Annotated in this window: 18 protein-coding genes and 1 tRNA gene; 10 read left to right on the forward strand and 9 right to left on the reverse strand. The window is 44.9% G+C overall.

What is annotated here, in order from left to right:
* Positions 1-96 precede the first annotated feature (96 nt).
* From NSS82_RS07675 to NSS82_RS07690, 4 genes are all read right to left on the reverse strand, one after another.
* Positions 97-243 carry a hypothetical protein gene (locus NSS82_RS07675; RefSeq protein WP_169744741.1) on the reverse strand — a complete coding sequence of 49 codons (147 nt, stop codon included), beginning with the start codon at positions 241-243 and terminating at the stop codon, positions 97-99.
* A 103-nt stretch (positions 244-346) separates the two neighbouring features.
* The gene (locus NSS82_RS07680; protein ID WP_038569228.1) at positions 347-526 is read right to left on the reverse strand and encodes a FeoB-associated Cys-rich membrane protein; all 180 of its coding nucleotides are present in this window, start codon (positions 524-526) and stop codon (positions 347-349) included.
* Between the two features lie 44 nt (positions 527-570).
* Entirely contained in the window at positions 571-2,583 is a 2,013-nt protein-coding gene (feoB, locus tag NSS82_RS07685; RefSeq protein WP_036680095.1) for a ferrous iron transport protein B, read from the reverse strand.
* Entirely contained in the window at positions 2,580-2,822 is a 243-nt protein-coding gene (locus tag NSS82_RS07690) for a FeoA family protein (RefSeq protein ID WP_036680093.1), read from the reverse strand. The genes feoB and NSS82_RS07690 overlap by 4 nt, the downstream gene beginning before the upstream one ends.
* Before the next feature lie 238 nt (positions 2,823-3,060).
* Between NSS82_RS07690 and NSS82_RS07695 the strand changes: the two genes are divergently transcribed.
* The 4 genes from NSS82_RS07695 (at position 3,061) to NSS82_RS07710 (ending at position 7,567) form a co-directional block, all read left to right on the forward strand.
* Positions 3,061-4,020, forward strand: a complete 960-nt coding sequence (locus NSS82_RS07695) for an aldolase catalytic domain-containing protein (RefSeq protein ID WP_170914180.1) — start codon at positions 3,061-3,063, stop codon at positions 4,018-4,020.
* 244 nt (positions 4,021-4,264) lie between these two features.
* Positions 4,265-6,391: a putative bifunctional diguanylate cyclase/phosphodiesterase gene (locus NSS82_RS07700; RefSeq protein ID WP_036680073.1), complete on the forward strand. Its 2,127-nt coding sequence runs from the start codon at positions 4,265-4,267 to the stop codon at positions 6,389-6,391.
* Positions 6,392-6,455: 64 nt separating this feature from the next.
* Positions 6,456-6,529 (forward strand) — tRNA-Gly (locus tag NSS82_RS07705).
* A 147-nt stretch (positions 6,530-6,676) separates the two neighbouring features.
* Positions 6,677-7,567: a cation diffusion facilitator family transporter gene (locus NSS82_RS07710; protein WP_036680071.1), complete on the forward strand. Its 891-nt coding sequence runs from the start codon at positions 6,677-6,679 to the stop codon at positions 7,565-7,567.
* A gap of 302 nt (positions 7,568-7,869) precedes the next feature.
* Here the strand turns inward: NSS82_RS07710 and NSS82_RS07715 are convergent, their stop codons facing one another.
* Both NSS82_RS07715 and NSS82_RS07720 read right to left on the reverse strand, forming a co-directional pair.
* On the reverse strand, positions 7,870-9,225 hold the full coding sequence (locus NSS82_RS07715; protein ID WP_036680069.1) for a dipeptidase: 1,356 nt from the start codon (positions 9,223-9,225) through the stop codon (positions 7,870-7,872).
* A 158-nt stretch (positions 9,226-9,383) separates the two neighbouring features.
* On the reverse strand, positions 9,384-10,067 hold the full coding sequence (locus tag NSS82_RS07720) for an SDR family NAD(P)-dependent oxidoreductase (RefSeq protein WP_038569235.1): 684 nt from the start codon (positions 10,065-10,067) through the stop codon (positions 9,384-9,386).
* A 115-nt stretch (positions 10,068-10,182) separates the two neighbouring features.
* Here NSS82_RS07720 and NSS82_RS07725 point away from each other — a divergent pair, with 115 nt between their 5' ends.
* The 4 genes from NSS82_RS07725 (at position 10,183) to NSS82_RS07740 (ending at position 12,579) form a co-directional block, all read left to right on the forward strand.
* Positions 10,183-10,578 (forward strand): winged helix-turn-helix transcriptional regulator, encoded by a 396-nt coding sequence (locus NSS82_RS07725; protein ID WP_244886429.1) that lies wholly within the window; start codon positions 10,183-10,185, stop codon positions 10,576-10,578.
* A gap of 42 nt (positions 10,579-10,620) precedes the next feature.
* The gene (locus NSS82_RS07730) at positions 10,621-11,574 is read left to right on the forward strand and encodes a TRM11 family SAM-dependent methyltransferase (RefSeq protein ID WP_076107259.1); all 954 of its coding nucleotides are present in this window, start codon (positions 10,621-10,623) and stop codon (positions 11,572-11,574) included.
* 32 nt (positions 11,575-11,606) lie between these two features.
* Positions 11,607-12,224: an NUDIX hydrolase gene (locus tag NSS82_RS07735; protein WP_076273998.1), complete on the forward strand. Its 618-nt coding sequence runs from the start codon at positions 11,607-11,609 to the stop codon at positions 12,222-12,224.
* A 202-nt stretch (positions 12,225-12,426) separates the two neighbouring features.
* On the forward strand, positions 12,427-12,579 hold the full coding sequence (locus NSS82_RS07740; protein WP_155288093.1) for a hypothetical protein: 153 nt from the start codon (positions 12,427-12,429) through the stop codon (positions 12,577-12,579).
* A gap of 101 nt (positions 12,580-12,680) precedes the next feature.
* On the opposite strand, the gene NSS82_RS07745 is transcribed toward NSS82_RS07740, so the two are convergent.
* The 3 genes from NSS82_RS07745 to NSS82_RS07755 form a co-directional block, all read right to left on the reverse strand.
* On the reverse strand, positions 12,681-13,148 hold the full coding sequence (locus NSS82_RS07745) for an ASCH domain-containing protein (RefSeq protein ID WP_076273997.1): 468 nt from the start codon (positions 13,146-13,148) through the stop codon (positions 12,681-12,683).
* Between the two features lie 29 nt (positions 13,149-13,177).
* Positions 13,178-15,139 carry an ABC-F family ATP-binding cassette domain-containing protein gene (locus NSS82_RS07750; RefSeq protein WP_076273996.1) on the reverse strand — a complete coding sequence of 654 codons (1,962 nt, stop codon included), beginning with the start codon at positions 15,137-15,139 and terminating at the stop codon, positions 13,178-13,180.
* A gap of 120 nt (positions 15,140-15,259) precedes the next feature.
* Positions 15,260-15,427, reverse strand: a complete 168-nt coding sequence (locus NSS82_RS07755; protein ID WP_162636617.1) for a hypothetical protein — start codon at positions 15,425-15,427, stop codon at positions 15,260-15,262.
* A 178-nt stretch (positions 15,428-15,605) separates the two neighbouring features.
* Between NSS82_RS07755 and NSS82_RS07760 the strand changes: the two genes are divergently transcribed.
* Both NSS82_RS07760 and ggt read left to right on the forward strand, forming a co-directional pair.
* Entirely contained in the window at positions 15,606-15,983 is a 378-nt protein-coding gene (locus tag NSS82_RS07760; protein WP_036680049.1) for a PH domain-containing protein, read from the forward strand.
* A 653-nt stretch (positions 15,984-16,636) separates the two neighbouring features.
* Positions 16,637-18,214, forward strand: a complete 1,578-nt coding sequence (gene ggt, locus NSS82_RS07765) for a gamma-glutamyltransferase (protein WP_076273995.1) — start codon at positions 16,637-16,639, stop codon at positions 18,212-18,214.
* The last annotated feature ends 251 nt before the right edge of the window (positions 18,215-18,465 follow it).

Here is an 18,465-nt window from a genome sequence, read left to right on the forward strand (position 1 = left end):
ACTTTTATTTTTTGTGCTGTCTACTTGACGGGGTGCAGTTCAAAACCAGAGTCTGGTTTAGGGAACACCCCTTTATTGAAATCCAAGAGCAGAAGCTTAAACAGTACGACTGGATTTTTTGGCCTTCGATTGGGAAGTGTAAGATTGAATGCCGTTCATAATTTTATCGCGAGTTCCCTTATTCTTCAGTAAATATGCTGCTCCCAATGCGACCGTTGTAAATAATGTCTTTTTGGTATTCATAGGAATTACCTCCTTGGTATTGTCTGTAGTTGCTTATAACAAACATACCCGTTAGTTAAGGAGGCTAAACGATAAATCACTATTTATTGCCCATTTTACAAGCCTACTTCTTGTTGTTAACCGGTGTTGAACAACAAGAAAGCGGGGAATCCATCGATGCTGCCGAGCAGCTTTTTCCTTTATCACAGCCTGCACAAGCGCCCTGCTTTCCCTTTTGCACATGTCGATAGATGGTCCAGCCAGAATAACCGAAAATTAAGGCGACAATCACAACATTTATCATAATGGTACCCCACTTTCATCATGAGAATCTTATAATTTACAAGTCTACGACCATCCTAATAACCGTCCGCCTTGAAAAATAATTAAAGATACGATATACGCCAGAACGAGAGAATACCCCATGGAGAAGAAGGTCCATTTCCAAGACGCTGTTTCTTTTTTGATAACCCCTACAGTAGCCAAACAAGGAATATAAAGCAGGATAAAGGCCATGAAGCTGATCGAACTTAGCGGTGTGAAGACTTGAGAGATTTGATTTTCTAAACCAGCAGCATCTGGTGCATGATAGATGATATTCATGGTAGAGACTACTACCTCTTTTGCCAAAAATCCCGGAACCAACGTAGAGCCAGCCTGCCATGTTCCGAAACCAAGCGGTGCCAGTAGCGGTGCGATCATACCCCCAAACTTAGCCAGGAAGCTGTGATCCATGTCCACATCAAACCCGCCAGGACCGGCATAAGACATAAACCAAATAATTGCTGAGCCTGCAAGAATAATAGTTCCAGCTTTTCGCAGGAAACCCTTGCCCTTTTCCCAAGTGCTGCGCGATAAGGTCTTGATCTGCGGCATACGATAAGGTGGAAGCTCGATCATGAAAACTGAGGATTCATTTTTGAATAAATATTTAGAGAATACCTTACAAAGAATCAGAGCAAACACAATACCCATCACATACATGGACAGAACTGCTACGGCCTCTTGCGCCGGAAAAAACACAGCTGCGAATAAAGCGTAAACAGGCAGTCTCGCAGAACAGGACATCAGCGGCATTAGCAAGGTGGTCAGCATGCGGTCTTTGGGCTGTTCGATGCTGCGCGCCGCCATTATGGCAGGTACATTGCAGCCGAAGCCAATGATGAATGGAATAAATGCTTTTCCGTTTAGTCCCATACGTTCCATGGTGCTGTCCATTAATAAGCAAACCCGAGCCATGTATCCTGAATCCTCCAAGAAGGAAATGATCAGGAAGAGAATGAAGATTTGCGGGACAAAGACGAGGACGCCCCCTACACCGCTAATTAATCCATCGACAATCAGGGCATGCGTGAAGCTGGATGCTCCAAGCGTCTGAAGCAGGGAATTGGCTCCATCACTAATCGGTCCGGAGATCAGGCCATCGAGGAGATCTGATAGAGGTCCGCCGACCCAGTCAAATGTGGTCTTAAAGAGAGCATACATAAAGAAGATAAATAAGGGCAGTCCTAGAAAACGATGCGTCAATATGGAATCTAATCTTTCTGTTAAGTTATGAGGTTTCTGCGTTGTTGTATCAAGTACAACCTCACAAATGGAGTGGATATAATCCATCCGCTGTGAGCGAATCCATTGGGGGAGCGTCAGGGCCAGCTTTTTGATCTGTAGCTCACTCTGACAGGATTCACAGATGTTTAGCAGGCGGGTGGTGTCCATACGTGTCTTTAGAAAATGAAGAATAACCGGATTCTGCTCCATAAGCTGTAGAGCAATCCAGCGGTGATTTGGTAAGTCCTTGATAGGAAGTAATTCCTTTTCTATAGAAGATATCGCATGCTCTACAATCTCACCGTAGTTCAACTTGAACTTTACAGCGGGAATCGCAGAGGATTTCTCTAAAATACTGAGGACTTGTGCGCAGCCTTTTCCCGTTCTTGCAACAAGCGGGAGGACAGTTATACCCAGTCGTGATTGTAAGACTTCATGATTGATGCGAATTCCACGTGCATTAGCGACGTCAATCATATTAAGTCCGAGTAAGGTAGGTTTGCCATACTCAAGTAATTGAAGCGTGAGCAGCAGATTTCGTTCCAGCTGTGAAGCATCCACGATATTAATTAAGGCTTCTGGAGATTCTTCTATTAGATACTGGGCAGCAACCCCCTCATCGCGTGAGAGTGGGTGCAAGGAATAGATGCCCGGCAAATCAATGAGCTTGCCAGCGCCGTTCTTCAGGCTGCCGATCTTCTTTTCTACAGTTACCCCTGACCAGTTACCAACATATTCGTATGAGGAGGTTAACGTATTGAAAAGAGAGGTTTTACCTGTATTGGGGTTACCTACAAGAGCTATTGAACTCAAGACACGTTCACCTCAATCAATGAAGCTTCCTTCCGGCGGATGGCGAACAGTTGTCCATTGCACTCTAAGGTAATAGGTCCTAAAAAAGGTCCTTTTCCTTTCAGGCGAATGCTCACACCCTCGGACACTCCAAGATCAGCCAGACGACGGCGTAGGATAGGATTGATTCCTTCTATTTTATGAATATATCCGGTCGAACCCGGTTGTAGTCGCAGCAATGAGCAAGAGGTAGAAGCCATTTTTATCCCTCCAAAAGAGACTGATAATCAATCTCAATGATTTTCTTGTAATGTAGCATTTTTAGGGCTTATTTACTGTGATCATTGTCGCTGACACGATGTGGTAATAGCATTAAGGAGAAGAAGATGAAATTCCTTTACATTTTATTCTTCATTAAAGTATGATTATACGATATAAATTGCATAGTAAAGCTATATTCGCGGTTATAATGATTGCAATAGTTGAAGGGAGATAATTATGAAGACTAATCAATGTAAGATTGTTGACTGCACCATCCGAGATGGGGGCCTAGTGAACAACTGGGATTTTAGTGTGGAATTTGTACAAAACTTATATGCCGGCTTGAATGAAGCTGGTGTTGATTATATGGAAATCGGTTATAAAAATTCACCAAAATTGCTCAAAGGAGCAGAGGGTGCCGGACCATGGCGTTTTCTGGACGATGATTTCCTGCGTAAAGTGATTCCGCAAAAAGGTCACACCAAGCTATCTGCTTTGGTTGATATCGGCCGCGTGGATGAGAATGATATTTTGCCCCGCAGCGAAAGTATGCTGGATTTGATTCGTGTGGCATGCTACAGCAAAGATGTAGAGAAAGCCCTCCAATTGGTACAAACTTTCCATGATCTAGGCTATGAGACAACGATCAACATTATGGCTTTGTCTAATGTTATGGAGAATGAATTGTTGGAAGCTTTTGAAATGATCCGTGAGAGCGTTGTCGATGTGGTATATATTGTAGATTCATACGGCAGCTTGGATCACAATGACATGAATTATCTGGTTGAGAAGTTCAAGACACATCTGCCAAACAAACGTCTAGGCGTACATACTCACAATAATCTTCAGTTGGCGTTCTCCAACACGTTGATTGCTGCTGAGAATGGTGTAGAGTTACTGGATGCTTCTTGTTATGGGATGGGACGAGCTGCAGGAAATTGCCCTACAGAGCTGTTAGTAACTCATTTGAAGAATACACGTTACTCCTTGCGCCCTGTGCTTGATATTATTGAACGCCTGATGATTCCTTTGCGTGAGAAAGAGGAGTGGGGCTATATCATTCCTTATATGATCACAGGTACACTTGATGAGCATCCACGTTCAGCAATGGCACTTCGTGCATCTGCAGACAAGGATAAATCCGTTGATTTTTTTGATAAGCTTACAACACCAGAAGTAACCTTTGGTGACAAATAAACCTGAGTTTCTTAGAAGCACTGAACCCTTTCGTAGGGGGAAGTGCTTTTTTGGTTGCCTGCTAGCAGAAAATGGTTTATATTTATGCAAGATTTATGAATATATAACTTATAAACGCGCCTTCCATTTGAATGCCGATAAAAGAAATGTAACTTAAAAGTCCTATCCCGCCGATATTTATACGTAGGACATAACTATACTTGAATGTTAATTAATAGATATTATTTTCAGACGCGAGGGACTTATGAGACAAGAAGAGAAAAAGACAATTCAAGCAGCTGCTGTAGGCGCCTTGCTGTTCCTTTTAATTCAAATTTTCCATACATCGCTTAACCGATTGGACGATTGGGATATTATTTCTTCTCTCTATCTCATTGTCGGCTGCTGTAATGTTGCTTTTGGATTTGCAATATTTGCACAGGGCTGGTTATTCTTCTCTAGCAGATTATCTAAAGGAAGATTATATGCCGCTGCTCTTTTTGGTGGAATATGTATTATTGATTTTTTGCATACACTGGGTTTTGTGGGCATCCCGTTGATTTCATCATTCATAACTTTTGAAGAATCGTTGTGGCTGCGAACCCTCTCACGACTAATCAGCGGTTTAGGAATGTTGTTTATTTTTAGCAGGGAAGATAAGCCCGTGTCTGTCTCTGAAAAAAGAAAGTTGTTTAGAATAGCCTTCATGCTGATTGTGCTTTCCATTGTTTTGTTTATATTCAGCCACTCGGCGTTGCCTCAGTTTTTAACTAAACCTTGGATGAATCCTTTGAAGCAGATTGCTGATTTGGCAGTTCTTTTTGTTTACTTGGCAGGTGTTGCAGTTATTGTATTTCCTGAAAAAAGTGAAAAGTCAGCCTCCCTGCTTATTATTATTCGAGCACTTATCTTTTTCTCTTTGGGCCAAGCCTTTTTTATGAGTCCATTCAGTAGTGGCAATATAGATGATCTTTTTGGAATGGTGTGTAGCGGTGTTGCATACTATTTGCTTCTTACTGGAGTATATCGTCTGACGATTGAAGAACCCTTTTACGAAAAGCAGTTGGCTGAGGAACGGATCAATTATTTAGCCTATCATGATGATTTAACGGGACTTCCCAATAGACGTCGTCTGACGCAGCGTGTAGAAGAGATGATTATTGCTGGAGAGAAGAAAACGAGCGATAAATTCTCAGCGTTAGCTATTATGAATATTAATCATTTCAAGAATATAAATGACTCCCTGGGCCATTTTGCCGGAGACCATTTATTGAAGCTGGTGTCTGAGCGGCTTGTGAATGAGGCCAAATCTACTGAAGAGCTTTATAGTATGGGGGCAGATGAGTTCGCTTTTCTTATGATGGAGAGAGCAAGTCTTGGAGAATGTTTGGTTCGAGCTACGGAGCTGCATCGATTGTTTGAGGTACCTATTGCCTTAGAGTCGGGGGAGTACCATATTTCGCTTAGTATGGGGTTAAGTATTTATCCCGGTGACGGTGAAACTGCGGAACATCTAATTCAGAATGCTGATACGGCTGTACATAATGCCAAGGAACAGGGAGTAGAGATTCGCAGGTATATCCCAGCCATGCAGATGAAAGCAAAGGAACGTCTAAAGCTGGAAAATGACCTCCGCAGAGCGCTTGAACGCAATGAATTCTTTCTGGTGTATCAGCCAAAGGTTTTGCTGGAGACGGAAGAGATCGTAGGAATGGAAGCTCTGCTCCGCTGGAATCATCCGAAGCGTGGTCTGGTCTCTCCTGCGGAATTTATCCCGTTAGCTGAAGAGAGTGGACTCATTGTTCCGATTGGGGAATGGGTACTCAAAACAGCTTGTCTGCAGAATAAAAAATGGCAGCTGGCCGGCTATGTGCCGATTTGCGTCTCCATCAACCTATCTATGCGGCAATTCCTTCAGCCCAATCTAGCAGGGAGGATTCATACCATCTTAACCGACATTGGATTAGATCCGTGTTATGTCGACCTTGAGATTACTGAGAGTATGACCTTGGATAAAGAAACAGCCTTTGATCAGCTGAAACGTCTGAAAGAGCTTGGTGTCTTCATCAGTATTGATGATTTTGGTACAGGCTACAGCTCCCTGCATTATCTAAAGAACATGCCGATCGACAGATTGAAAATCGACAGGTCGTTCGTATCAGAGGTTATGGAGGACAGCAACAATGCTGCTATAGTCTCTACAATCACTTCTATGGCGCATCATTTGAAGCTGAAGGTTACGGCTGAGGGTGTGGAGAACAAGGAGCAGCTGCAATTTCTGCGGGAGCAGCATTGTCATGAAGCTCAAGGATTTCTGTTCAGCAAACCTATTCAACCAGCAGAGTTTGAGGCGATATTTTTAAAAAAGGCACCCCTCGGCGCTTCCCTGTAAACTAAAAAAATGTTGATTTTTACTTGTAGAGATGATACAATAACTCTTGTATTCACTTTCTAGTGCGGGTGTAGTTCAATGGTAGAACTTCAGCCTTCCAAGCTGATAGCGTGGGTTCGATTCCCATCACCCGCTCCATAATTCAAACTTCCAAATCCTTGCGATGCAAGGGTTTTTTTATATCCCATCAGCCTATATTGGTTGGTGGGATTTTTTTTGTTTATACTATTTGCCTAATGGAAAAACTTTAATATAGCGTACTTTTAAGAAAAGGTTGTGAAAATTTTGAATGGTGCAAAGATTGCGTTCCTATCTGTACTTAGCAATACATTTATCGTTTCTTTAAAGCTTATAGTCGGAGTACTTACAGGTTCAGTAGCAATTATCTCGGAAGCGATCCACTCCTCCTTAGATTTAGTTGCTTCGTTGATTGCTTTTTTCTCGGTCCGATGGTCAAGTCGTTCTGCGGATAAAACTCATCCTTATGGTCATGGCAAAGTGGAGAATATCTCAGGGACGATTGAAACGTTGCTTATTTTTGTAGCTGGATTCTGGATTATAGATGAGTGTGTTCATAAAATAATGAATCCAACCGCGATCGAACTTCCCTTTTTGGGCATTATTGTGATGGTGGTCGGAGCGGGGATCAATTATATGGTTTCACGCAAGGTTAAAAAGAAGGCAGACGAACTTCACTCTGTGGCTATGAAATCGAATGCTCTGCATTTGCTTACGGATGTTTTCACCTCTTTGGGTGTTGCATTCAGTTTATTATTGGTTACCCTCACTGGATGGACGATACTCGACCCTGTCATTGGGATTGTGTTGGCTCTGTATATTATGGGTGAAGCCTATAAGCTTCTAAAGGAGTCATTTCCTCCGCTGTTGGATGCACGATTAACTGAGGCAGAAGAAAATGAAATATTACATGTCATAAAGTTATTTCAAGGGCGATATATTGAATTTCATGATTTTCGTACCCGCCGATCTGGTCCAGAAGAGTATGTCGACTTTCACCTTGTGATTCCTTCTAAAATGAGTGTTGCTACTGCGCATCAATTATGCGACGAAATTGAACTAGCCATTCAAGGCATATTTGAACGTGCCCAGGTGTTGATTCACATTGAACCCGAACATGAACAGTTGGCTAACAAACCGGTATTACATGAAGGGTAATAATGGTGATTACTCACAGAGTTTCTCTGCTATTTCAATATTTTGTATTAAGTGATATGGTGATTATATCTCTTTTATATTCATTCTATATGGGGGACGGATAATGATCGCTTATTTAAGACCTTTAATAATAAGTAGCTCAGTTAAAAGCCTGATTTTTCTTTTAATAATAATGGTGATAGCAATGGTATGGTGGTTTTATAAATGGACTAAGCAATGATGCTCTTTTGTTTGGCCGCATACTAAAAAGCCAGGCTCCCAACTTAGGGAACCTGGCTTTATTTGTTTGTAGCTTGTGTATCTTAAACAGTCTTTAGGAACTCAACAATGGTGAGTAATCCCTTGTCGAAGTTCTCCAGGTTGAAATGCTCATCCGGTGCATGCAGGTTCTCATCATCGAGACCAAAGCCCATCAGAACGACAGGTGCTTCCAGCACACGGGAGAAGCTCTCCATGATCGGAATGGAGCCTCCGTCTTTGGTGAAGAGGGCACGGGTTCCATATACTTTGCCATATGCGTCTGCTGCAGTTTGCAGAATAGGATTCGACGGATCGATGTTAAAGGCACGTGCCTTCTCCATTTGCTTAACATGCACTTTCGCTCCGGTCTGAATATTAGCCTTCAGATGTGCTTCAACGGCATCGAGGATATGCTGTGGATCCTGATCGCCAACTAAGCGGCAGGTAATTTTCGCATGTGCTTCTTTAGGGATAACCGTCTTACTGCCTTCCCCTTGGAAACCGCCGTATACGCCGTTAAGCTCAAGCGTAGGACGAGCGCCAATCCGTTCTACAAAGGAATAACCTTCTTCTCCGTATAACGATTCCAATCCAAGACCTTCGCGGATTTTATCTTCATTCACACCTTGCTTCACGAATTCTTCCCGCAGCATTGGGGAAAGTTCAGGAACGCCATCATAGAATCCGTCTACAGATACGCGTCCTTTGTCGTCATGAAGCGAGCTTAGCAAAGATACTAGGGCATGCAATGCATTCGGAACGCCACCGCCGTAAGAACCAGAGTGCAGGTCTGTCAAAGCGGTAGTTACATCAACTTCAAGGGAAGCTAGACCACGTAGCCCAGTGCAGATGGCAGGACGACCGCGTTCCAATAGGGATGTATCGGAGACTAACACCGCATCCGCAGCGAGCTTTTCTTTATTGGCTTCAAGGAACGGAGGCAGATTCACACTGCCGATTTCTTCTTCACCTTCGATGCAAAGCTTGAGATTCACAGGAAGAGTACCTTCTTGTTTCAGGATCGCCTCAATGGCTTTGAGGTGAACGAATACTTGTCCTTTGTCATCTGTTGCTCCGCGTGCATAAAGCTTGCCATCACGAATCTCTGGTTCAAATGGAGGTGTGGTCCATAGGTTTAATGGATCTACTGGTTGTACATCGTAGTGACCATACACGAGAATAGTTGGTTTGCCTGGAGCATGAAGATAATCGGCATATATAACGGGATGTCCCGCTGTCGGATGCAACTCAATGTTCTCAAGTCCGGCTTTTTTCAGGGTGTCTGTCAGCCAATGGGCTGCCTTCAGTACATCGTCCTTATGTTCAGATAAGGCAGAAATACTTGGAATTCTGAGCCATTGTTTTAGTTCTTCGAGATGTTCATCCCGGTGGGTTGAAAAATACGTTTCGTATGACATAGTGAGTATGTACCTCCTTAAGTTTTGCTGCGCAAAACCGGCTTTGTAAGCGCCTGGGCATAAGCTTATTGGCCATGCGTGACCGTCTTGTTTAGCATTCTATAGGAACCATTATACTGGAGAACTCACTATGGATCAAAAGCGATGGGGCAAACCTCTCACCAGATGATTGTAGCCGGTGTCACACCTTGGGGAAAAGTATCCTCAGCTTTGCTTTTGTTCATATACATCTCATACCAAACATCAGCGATGAGTCCTGGATCTGTAGCGGTGCCGGGTTTAATGAATACACCAAGTGCTAAATGACCTACATAGATTCCTTGTGGAGCCAAATCTGCATGCAGGTTAAGTGCGTAGTTTCTTAATCCGCTAAGCGCAATGCCTACATTACCCATCATCTGCATGGGATAGATGGAGGACAATCCGGTTGTGAACAGCAGTGCGCCGCTGCGTTTCTCCAGCATCTCAGGCAAGACCTGTGCTACGCTGCGGATAGCGGCTACAACCAGTGCCTGAAAGGCATCCTGTGCATTTTCTTCTGTTACTTGTGAAGCAGGAGTAGGAGGGTAATTTCCACTTGTCGGGCTGAACTCGAGCACATCGATAAAGCCGTATTTTTTCTTGATATTATCGAAGGCTGTGGCTACTTGTTCTTTATTGTATACGTCGGCAGGAAAAGCAGCAGCCTCGATATTCAGTGCTTGCAGTTCCTGAACAAGGGTGTTCAGCTTCTCTTCATTTCGAGAGATTAATGCCACTTGAAATCCGTTGGCTCCGAATTTTTTGGCGATTGAGAGTCCTAAGCCGGGTCCAGCACCTATGATGGCAATGGTCTTTTTCATGATTTATTAGTTCCTTTCCGGTTGTTGATTACTAACAGTAACCATGATAAGCTGAATAGGCTTGAGGGACAAGAAGGCACTATTACATGCTTAAGTTACATGGAGGTAACCACAGTTGGAACATTCAAAGGAAGAACCCACCCGGTTCATGCCGATGCTGGAGGATTGCTCCATTACCCGCCAGATTCTGGACAGGGTCGGAGATAAATGGAGTGTACTGATCATAGTCAATTTAGGTGCTGAAGCTTTGCGGTTCAAAGAGTTGCAAAGGCGCTCTGGAGGGATATCACAACGGATGCTGACCCAGACCCTGCGCCATTTGGAACGGGATGGATTAGTTTGGCGTAAAGCGACGCCTACAGTCCCATTGACTGTGGAATACGGTCTGACGAGCATAGGAGAATCATTGTTGGGACCTTTAACCTCGCTTGTGGACTGGGTCAACAAAAACAATGGGAAGATCGCCAAAGCGCGTATAGATTATGACCACCAGCACGACACACAGGAGTAACAAGACAGCAGAACAATTCACTGGGATAGAGGATGGATTATATTGCATAAGGAAAGTGGAACAAACACATTTATTTATACTTACACCTGTTCAGAGGACGAGTTATCGCTGTGTCAGATGGAGCTGCGATGTCTTTTTGGTGAGCAGGTGCCGACTGTTCTTTTTAAGAGTGAGGTTGAGGTGGATGTCAGCCGCAGTCCCTTCATTAAAGAGCGGATAGATGTAATGTATGAAGGGGACAGTCTGCCTGAGATTTATGATCAAACGGAGCAGGTGGAGCTTGGCGGCAAGACGTTTAAGGTTATTTTTGTGAAGACCAACGATCTGGGCCCTTCAGACAAAATAGAGTATGATGAGCGCAGAGTGATCGAGCGGGAAATTGGGTTGCGGATTGAAGGAGAAGCGGATGTTAACCATCCGGAGCTGGTATACGGCATTGTTACGCTGGGTGGACGCTGGTACTTCGGATCTTATCATAAAAACAAGGCAACTTGGTTCCGCCAAATGAAGAAGCCACGCAGCTATTCTATCGCGCTTAGTACACGTGTTGCCCGTGCCGCGGTTAATATGGCTATTCCGAATCCTGAAGGTATACGTGCTATAGATCCTTGCTGCGGTATTGGAACTGTAATGGTAGAAGCCTTGTCAATGGGAATCGATATGGTTGGACGTGATATTAACCCTATGATTGCTATCGGTGCGAGAACAAATATTGCCCATTTTGGATTCACCAGTGAGGTTACGCTCGGGGATATTGCGGATATCACTGATCATTACGATGTAGCCATTGTAGATATGCCATATAATCTATATTCTAGTATTACACCTGAGGAGCAGTTCGCGATTCTAGTGAATGCGCGCCGGATTGCAGATCGGGTGGTTATCGTTGCGATTGAACCGATGGACGAGATGATCACTGAAGCTGGATTTACAATCATAGACCGTTGTGAAGCTAAAAAAGGAGCCTTCTCGCGTCATTTAATGCTTTGCCAGTAATCCTAATCAGGTACCGAAAAAGGGGTGCAGCAATGGAGCAGAAGTGGTTAACGTGGGCCAAAGAAATTCAGGCCATCGCACAGACTGGATTAACTTATGCTAAGGATGTTTATGATATAGAACGGTATCAAGCTTTGCGGGAGCTCAGTGTAGATATCCTCGCTAATTATACCTTCGAAAGCAAGGAGAGAATTAGACTCTCCTTTGCGGGTGAAGGGGGTTATGCTACCCCAAAAGTTGATGTCCGTGGTGTTGTATTCCGGGAGGATAAAATTCTACTTGTTCGCGAGAATTTGGACGGGAATTGGGCGCTTCCTGGTGGCTGGGGGGACATTGGGCTGTCGCCGAGCGAAGTTGTTGTGAAAGAAATCAAAGAGGAATCGGGTTTTGAGGCAGAAGCAGTTCGCTTACTGGCTGTACTGGATAAGAAATTTCATAACCATCCGCCGGAGCCTTATCACGTGTACAAGTTCTTTATTTTATGCCGCATCGTGGGCGGAGAGGCAATGGAAGGGGTAGAGACAAGCGAAGTTTCGTTTTTTGCTGAAGATAAACTGCCTGAGCTTTCAGCAGAGCGGAATACAGAGGCACAGATTCGGACGATGTTTGAATATTTACGAAATCCGGAAAAAGTAGTAATATTGGACTAAGAATCTGCATATACTGTATGACTTCCGCAAATTTAAGTTTTTAATTATTCAAAATTTGGTTAATAACTAATATGTAAGCACTTACAACGGTTTGGCCGCTGAGCCTTTATATCTACCAAAATTCAAAATTTTAATTTTTTGGGTCGAGCGGTCTACATTTTTTCCTCTACTGTGACGATAAGATATTTTAGGAGGGGATCGCATGGAACAAGAAGAATTGAGCATTCCATTGAAACAGGAAAATGTGGTGCGTCCTGCAGAAGGCAATATTGCCACTGGGCTGGTTTGGGGTATTTTAATCAGCATTCCGTTATGGATCTCTGTTATTGGCTGGATTTTGGGATTTTGGCACTAAACCATAAATTAATGAGGATCTAATTCTGTTGATTTTATAGTATACACAAAAGGCTGTCCCTTCCTTGTGGAAGAGACAGCCTTTTGCGTTTTCTGAAGATCTTAGTCTTTTGTATATACCACTCTAAAGTTCTCACAAACAACTTTCATCTTTGGATCAAAGGGTTTGTTTAAGAATTTTAAGGATTCTCTGGTGAAGAACTGCTTATGATCATGACGCCATGACTTAAGCGTCCGGTCACCTTCTCCTTCAGTATAGGCAAACTCAGCGCTAACCTCATCAAAAGGCATAATTTGTACATCTGTAGTAACAATTATTGCCCGCGGATCACCAGATCCATCCAGCACGATACTGTGACCGCCAACTTGCGGAAACGTCTCGTCACAAGTTTCAAATATATCATAATTTGAAGCAGTTCCTGTCTTGATCCCACGAATCACCAGATCGAGCAGTTCATCGGCCATCTGGGGACTGTCACCAAAGGCCCAGGCGTCATAGTTATCCGCTGTTTGTGGATGAAGCTGGGTGTATTCTTTCCACAATAACTTAATCTTCTCTTTGTTGCTCATATGCTCATCTCCTTATAGATCAATCTATTCTATAGACCAGTTGTCTCCATCCATCCTGTATAGAGCTCATCCAACTGCTCCTGTATCGCATCACGTTCTTGTTGCAGCTCAGCAAGTTCAGCTGCATCGCTGCTGATCAGGGGATCTAACATCTTAGCATCGATCACGCCAAGGCGTTCCTCTACCTCTGCAATGGCCGTTTCCCAGTCGAAGGTGGTGTTTTTCCTACGGGAACTGGTGGATTTAGCGTTGGTTTCTTTCCCTGAATCGTTAGATTGAGGCTTATCAGGGCGTGAACTTGTTCGTTCTGCAGAGACAGGTTTAGCTTGATCCGCAAAAGAGGGAGCTAGTAATGCCTTTTCAGCTTGTTTTTCCTTGTAATATTCATAGTTTCCGTTGAACACTCCAAACCGCCCGTCTTCAATGGACCATAGTTTGTGAAATAGGCGATTGATGAAATAACGGTCATGAGATACCGCCAGAACCGTGCCTGGAAATTCCTCTAATGCTTCTTCGAGTGCTTCACGAGAATCTATGTCCAGATGATTGGTCGGCTCATCCAGAATCAGCAGATTTGGCTTGCGATGCATTAGTACAGCGAAACGCAGGCGGGTCCATTCACCACCGGACAGATTCGTAATGTCTTTGAATACATCGGGACCATAAAATAGGAAACGTGCAAGCTGCCCGCGTGCTTCACCTTCTTCAAGTCCAGCTTCTTCGCGGAAGTAGCGGAGTACAGACTGTTTGTTATTTTCAGGAACAGCCTCTTGTGCGAGGTAGCCGACCACAGTTCTTGAGCCGAGTGTACAGCTTCCGCTGTCCGGGGTTTCCTGCCCTAAAATAATTCTTAAAAGTGTACTTTTACCTGCCCCGTTACCGCCGATGAGTGCCGTAGTCTCTCCGTAGCAAAGCACTTCGTTTGCCTCTGCGAAAAGGCTTCGCTGACCATATGCTTTTCCGATATCCTCCAAAATGACAACCTGATTACCGGAACGGTCATTTTGCTGTAGCTGCAAATCCATCGATTTACGCTCCAGAATAGGACGTTTAACCTTCACCATACGATCCAGTGCTTTTTGCATGGATGCTGCTCTCCGGTAAAAGGAAGGGTTAGGAGGTGTCCCGCGATTGCCAAATTCAATGAGACGTTTGATGCTTTCCTGCATTTGTTTTATTTTTTTCTGCTGCTCTTGATAATCGGCAAATTGTTGAAGAAGTCGTGTTTCCTTCTCCACTTGGTAGCCGCTGTAGTTGGTATGGAAGGTGAAGGCCTCGCCATCCTCAATCTCGATCACTTTCTTGACTACAGCGTCCAGAAAGTAACGGTCATGGGAGATCGCAAGCACTGTTCCATCATAACTCTGTAAAAATTGCTCCAACCATTCAATGGCGTTCATATCGAGATGATTGGTTGGTTCATCCAATAGAAGGATGTCTGGACGGCGCAGCAGCAGCTCCGCAAGTCCGACTTTTGTTTTTTCTCCTCCTGAAAGAGAGGCGAACAATCGGCTGTATTGTCCGGTTCCAATCCCGAGACCCGAGGCTACGCGCTGAATAGAGGATTCGATCTCGTAACCTCCGGCGGCCTCGAACTTATCCTGCAAGCTGCCATATTCTTTCAGCAGCCGATTCCAGAGGATTTCATCCGTTCCGCTGTTAAAGCTGGACATTTCCAGCTCAAGCTCCCGCAGGCGGTGCTGCCATTGCAAAGGTTCGGCAAAGCTGCGCTGCAGAACATCATATACGGTTTCTTTTTCGTTAACTTCTTGAATTTGAGCTAACAGACCTACTACGCTGCCTTTGCGTATTGAGATTTGCCCTTCATCGGGGCGTTCCTCCCCGTTCAGCAGGTGGAATAGTGTCGTTTTGCCACAGCCGTTACGGCCGATCAGGCCAATTTTTTCCCCTTGGCGGATATCGAAGGTAATGCTATTCAGCACGAGTTGTGCCCCGTGGTATTTTTGAACATTTTGGCATTGGATGATCATATATATTCTCCTTTAAGAATGCCCTTCGCACCGCCAGTACCCTAAATGGCTCCGAAATCCTGTAAAAAACCATAAAAAAAGACCGTAGGGAAATTTCCCCACGGCCTTATCATTCTCCGGTTAACTGATCCGTCCGGGTGATGGCAGGAAAGGCATTTCACAATTGTGTAGTGTTATTAAATTCATACAAATGGACAGACTTCTCCCGTTATCGCCATTTACATGAGCAATGCCAGCTATCGCTTTAGGTAGCCGACTCATAACACTGTTGGTCCAATTGTGATCCATTCCTTCCACACCCCTCTCTTAGTAAATTTAATGACAGTGTAATCAAAAATCAGAAAATAAGCAAGTAAAAAGATGTCAGAGAGTATTTTTACACAGCATAGAATATGAAAAATAGAATAATATGGTTCTGTAGTGGGGGGCAAGTGGCTAAATTTAACGGATGAAAAGAGGAAGAGATATGGCACTTTTTGACGGATTAATGGGCAATGCATCACAAGTAAATCTTACGGAGGTCCAGCGGGAATACGCACAAATTCTTGCTCCTCAGGAGAAAATCGAACGCGCCTATAAGCTGATTAGAGATATGTTCATTTTTACGGACAAGCGGCTTATTCTGGTGGATAAACAAGGTCTGACGGGCAAGAAAACAGAATATCATTCGATCCCTTACAAAAGCATCTCGCATTATTCCGTGGAGACGGCAGGGCATTTTGACCTGGATGCGGAGCTATGTATCTACATTTCCAGCAGCACGCTTCCGGTGAAGAAGACCTTCAATAAATCCGTAAATATTTACGAGGTGCAGGCTGTATTATCGCAATATATTTTAAAATAAATTGTTTATTCGGTGTTTCAAAGCACAAGCCCCCCTCTAAAAGTGGCTAAGATTACTAAGGTTAGATGCAGCTATACATATTTGAGATAGGTAGCCATTGGTGGCAAAAGGCCACAAGACATAACCGAGATAGACAGCTATATGGCGGCAAAAGGTGACTAGACATATCCGAGATAGGTAGCCATTTGGTGGCAAAAGGTGACTAGACATATCCGAGATAGGTAGCCATTTGGTGGCAAAAGGTCACGGTAGTACGCCATGGCAGTATGCGGCTCCCTGTAATTAAAATGATTTTATAATATTCGTAGGTGTGAATCTACAAGATTAAACAAAGATGACCTCTTATTTGTGCATAGCTCACAAAAAGAAGAGGTTTATTTTGCGTTTCAGCGTAACCGATTGACAAAGGATTTTCGTGTAATGTTAAATGACACTAATTAAGTCAGAAGTTATAGGGAGCTCGCAGCTGAACCCGCCGCAAAAAATAAGGAGTTGGGACATGGCGGAAAAACCCGTAAAACATAGGGGGAGGGGCATGGTGGAGGGGAGAAACCCGTAAAACGTAGAGGAATGGCATGGGGAAGAAACCCGAAAAACATAGAGGGAAGGGCATGGCGGAGCGGAGAAACCCGTAAAAGATAGGGGGACGGAACATGGCGGAGAAACCCGTAATAGGCACAAAAACTATGGTAGTTAGCCCCCATTATTTAGCCTCGGCTGCTGGTGCACGTATGTTGGAAAAAGGGGGTAATGCCTTTGATGCAGCGGTGGCGATCAGTGCGACACTAGCTGTTGTATATCCGCATATGACGGGGCTAGGCGGAGATTCCTTTTGGTTGACCTATAACACGCAAGAGGCGCGTGTTCGGGCCTATAACGGAAGCGGGCGCTCCGGGTACGGAGTCCGCAGAAGCAGCTATGCCGGGGAAGCTTTCATCCCGCGGCGGGGGATTCGCAGCGCCATTACGGTGCCGGGGATGGCGGACAGTTGGGATGCCATACTGAGTAAGTATGGCCGCTTTATGCTGGCGGAGGTACTGGAGCCTGCCATTGGTTATGCTTTGGAGGGATTTCCGCTGTCGCCGGATCAGCGGAATAACACGGCTGTTGCGGGCTCTGCGCTGTCGCCGGAGGCGGCAGCGATTTACACGCCAGGCGGCGTGATTCCTTGTGCTGGATCGCGATTCCAGCAAAAACAGCTGGCGGCCACCCTGCGGACATTGGCGGCGGGTGGGCGGGATGCTTTTTATAAGGGGAAGATTGCGGAGGACATCTGTGACTATATGCTGGCAACTGGCGGGTATTTGACTCGGGATGACTTTGCGGATCATCAGGGGGATTGGGTCGAGCCGATTCATACGGATTATCACGGGCATACGGTATATCAAGTGCCGCCTAATTCTCAAGGTTTCACTGGACTAATGAGTCTTAATTTATTGGAACATTACAATTTTGAAGCAATCGGGCATGGTTCGTATGAATATTATCACCTGCTTGTTGAAGCGTTGAAGCTAAGCTTCCGCGATCGGGATAGGGTGCTTACAGATCCGGATTTTAGTGCTATTCCTTTGGAGCAGCTGCTGGATAAACGTTATGCAGGACAATTAGCGTCTACTATCTCGATGCAAAAAGCTGCGCAACTGACAAGTCAGCCTATCGGCAGTGATACAGCTTATGCTGCGGTTGTGGATGAGGACGGGAATGCGGTCTCTTTTATTCAGAGTCTGTATTTTGAATTTGGTTCGGGCGTGGCCGCTGGGGATACTGGGATTCTGCTGCAGAATCGAGGTTCGTTTTTTTCGCTGGACCCCGGGCACATCAATACGCTTGAGCCGCATAAGCGCAGCTTCCACACACTGATGCCAGCGATGGCCTGCCGCGAGGGCAAACCTGCGATTCTGTACGGGACGCAAGGTGGCGAAGGTCAACCACAGACTCAAACCCTGCTGCTCACACGGATGCTGCATTATGGCATGAATCCACAAATGGCTGTGAATGAGCCGCGTTTTGTGTGGGGGAGAACGTGGGGAGAGCCTACGCAAGAACTGAAGGTGGAGAGCAGGGTAGCTGATGAGGTGCTGGCAGATTTGGCCGCAGTCGGTCATATTGTCCGGAAAGTAGATGACTATGATGGGATTATGGGTCACGCTCACATGATTTCGATAGATGACAATGGATACCGCAGTGGGGGAACGGACCGACGCTGCGATGGTGCGGCGATTGGATGGTAGGTATAGGTGTGATGGAAGGATTGGAAGGACTCTGAAGGAATCATAGGTGGAATGATGGATGGAAAAGCTGCTGATGGGGTCGTAGGAGGAAAAATGGAGAATTGGAAGGACTGCTGGAGGAATCGAAGGCGGTATGGTGTGGGATCCGAAAGGCTGATGGAAGAATCGTAGGTGGAATGATGGATGGAAAAGCTGCTGATGGGTCGTAGGAGGAAAGATGAGGAATTGGAAGGAACGCTGGAGGAATCGTA

Source organism: Paenibacillus sp. FSL H7-0735, assembly GCF_038008505.1.
GTDB classification, from domain to species: Bacteria; Bacillota; Bacilli; order Paenibacillales; family Paenibacillaceae; genus Paenibacillus_AQ; species Paenibacillus_AQ odorifer.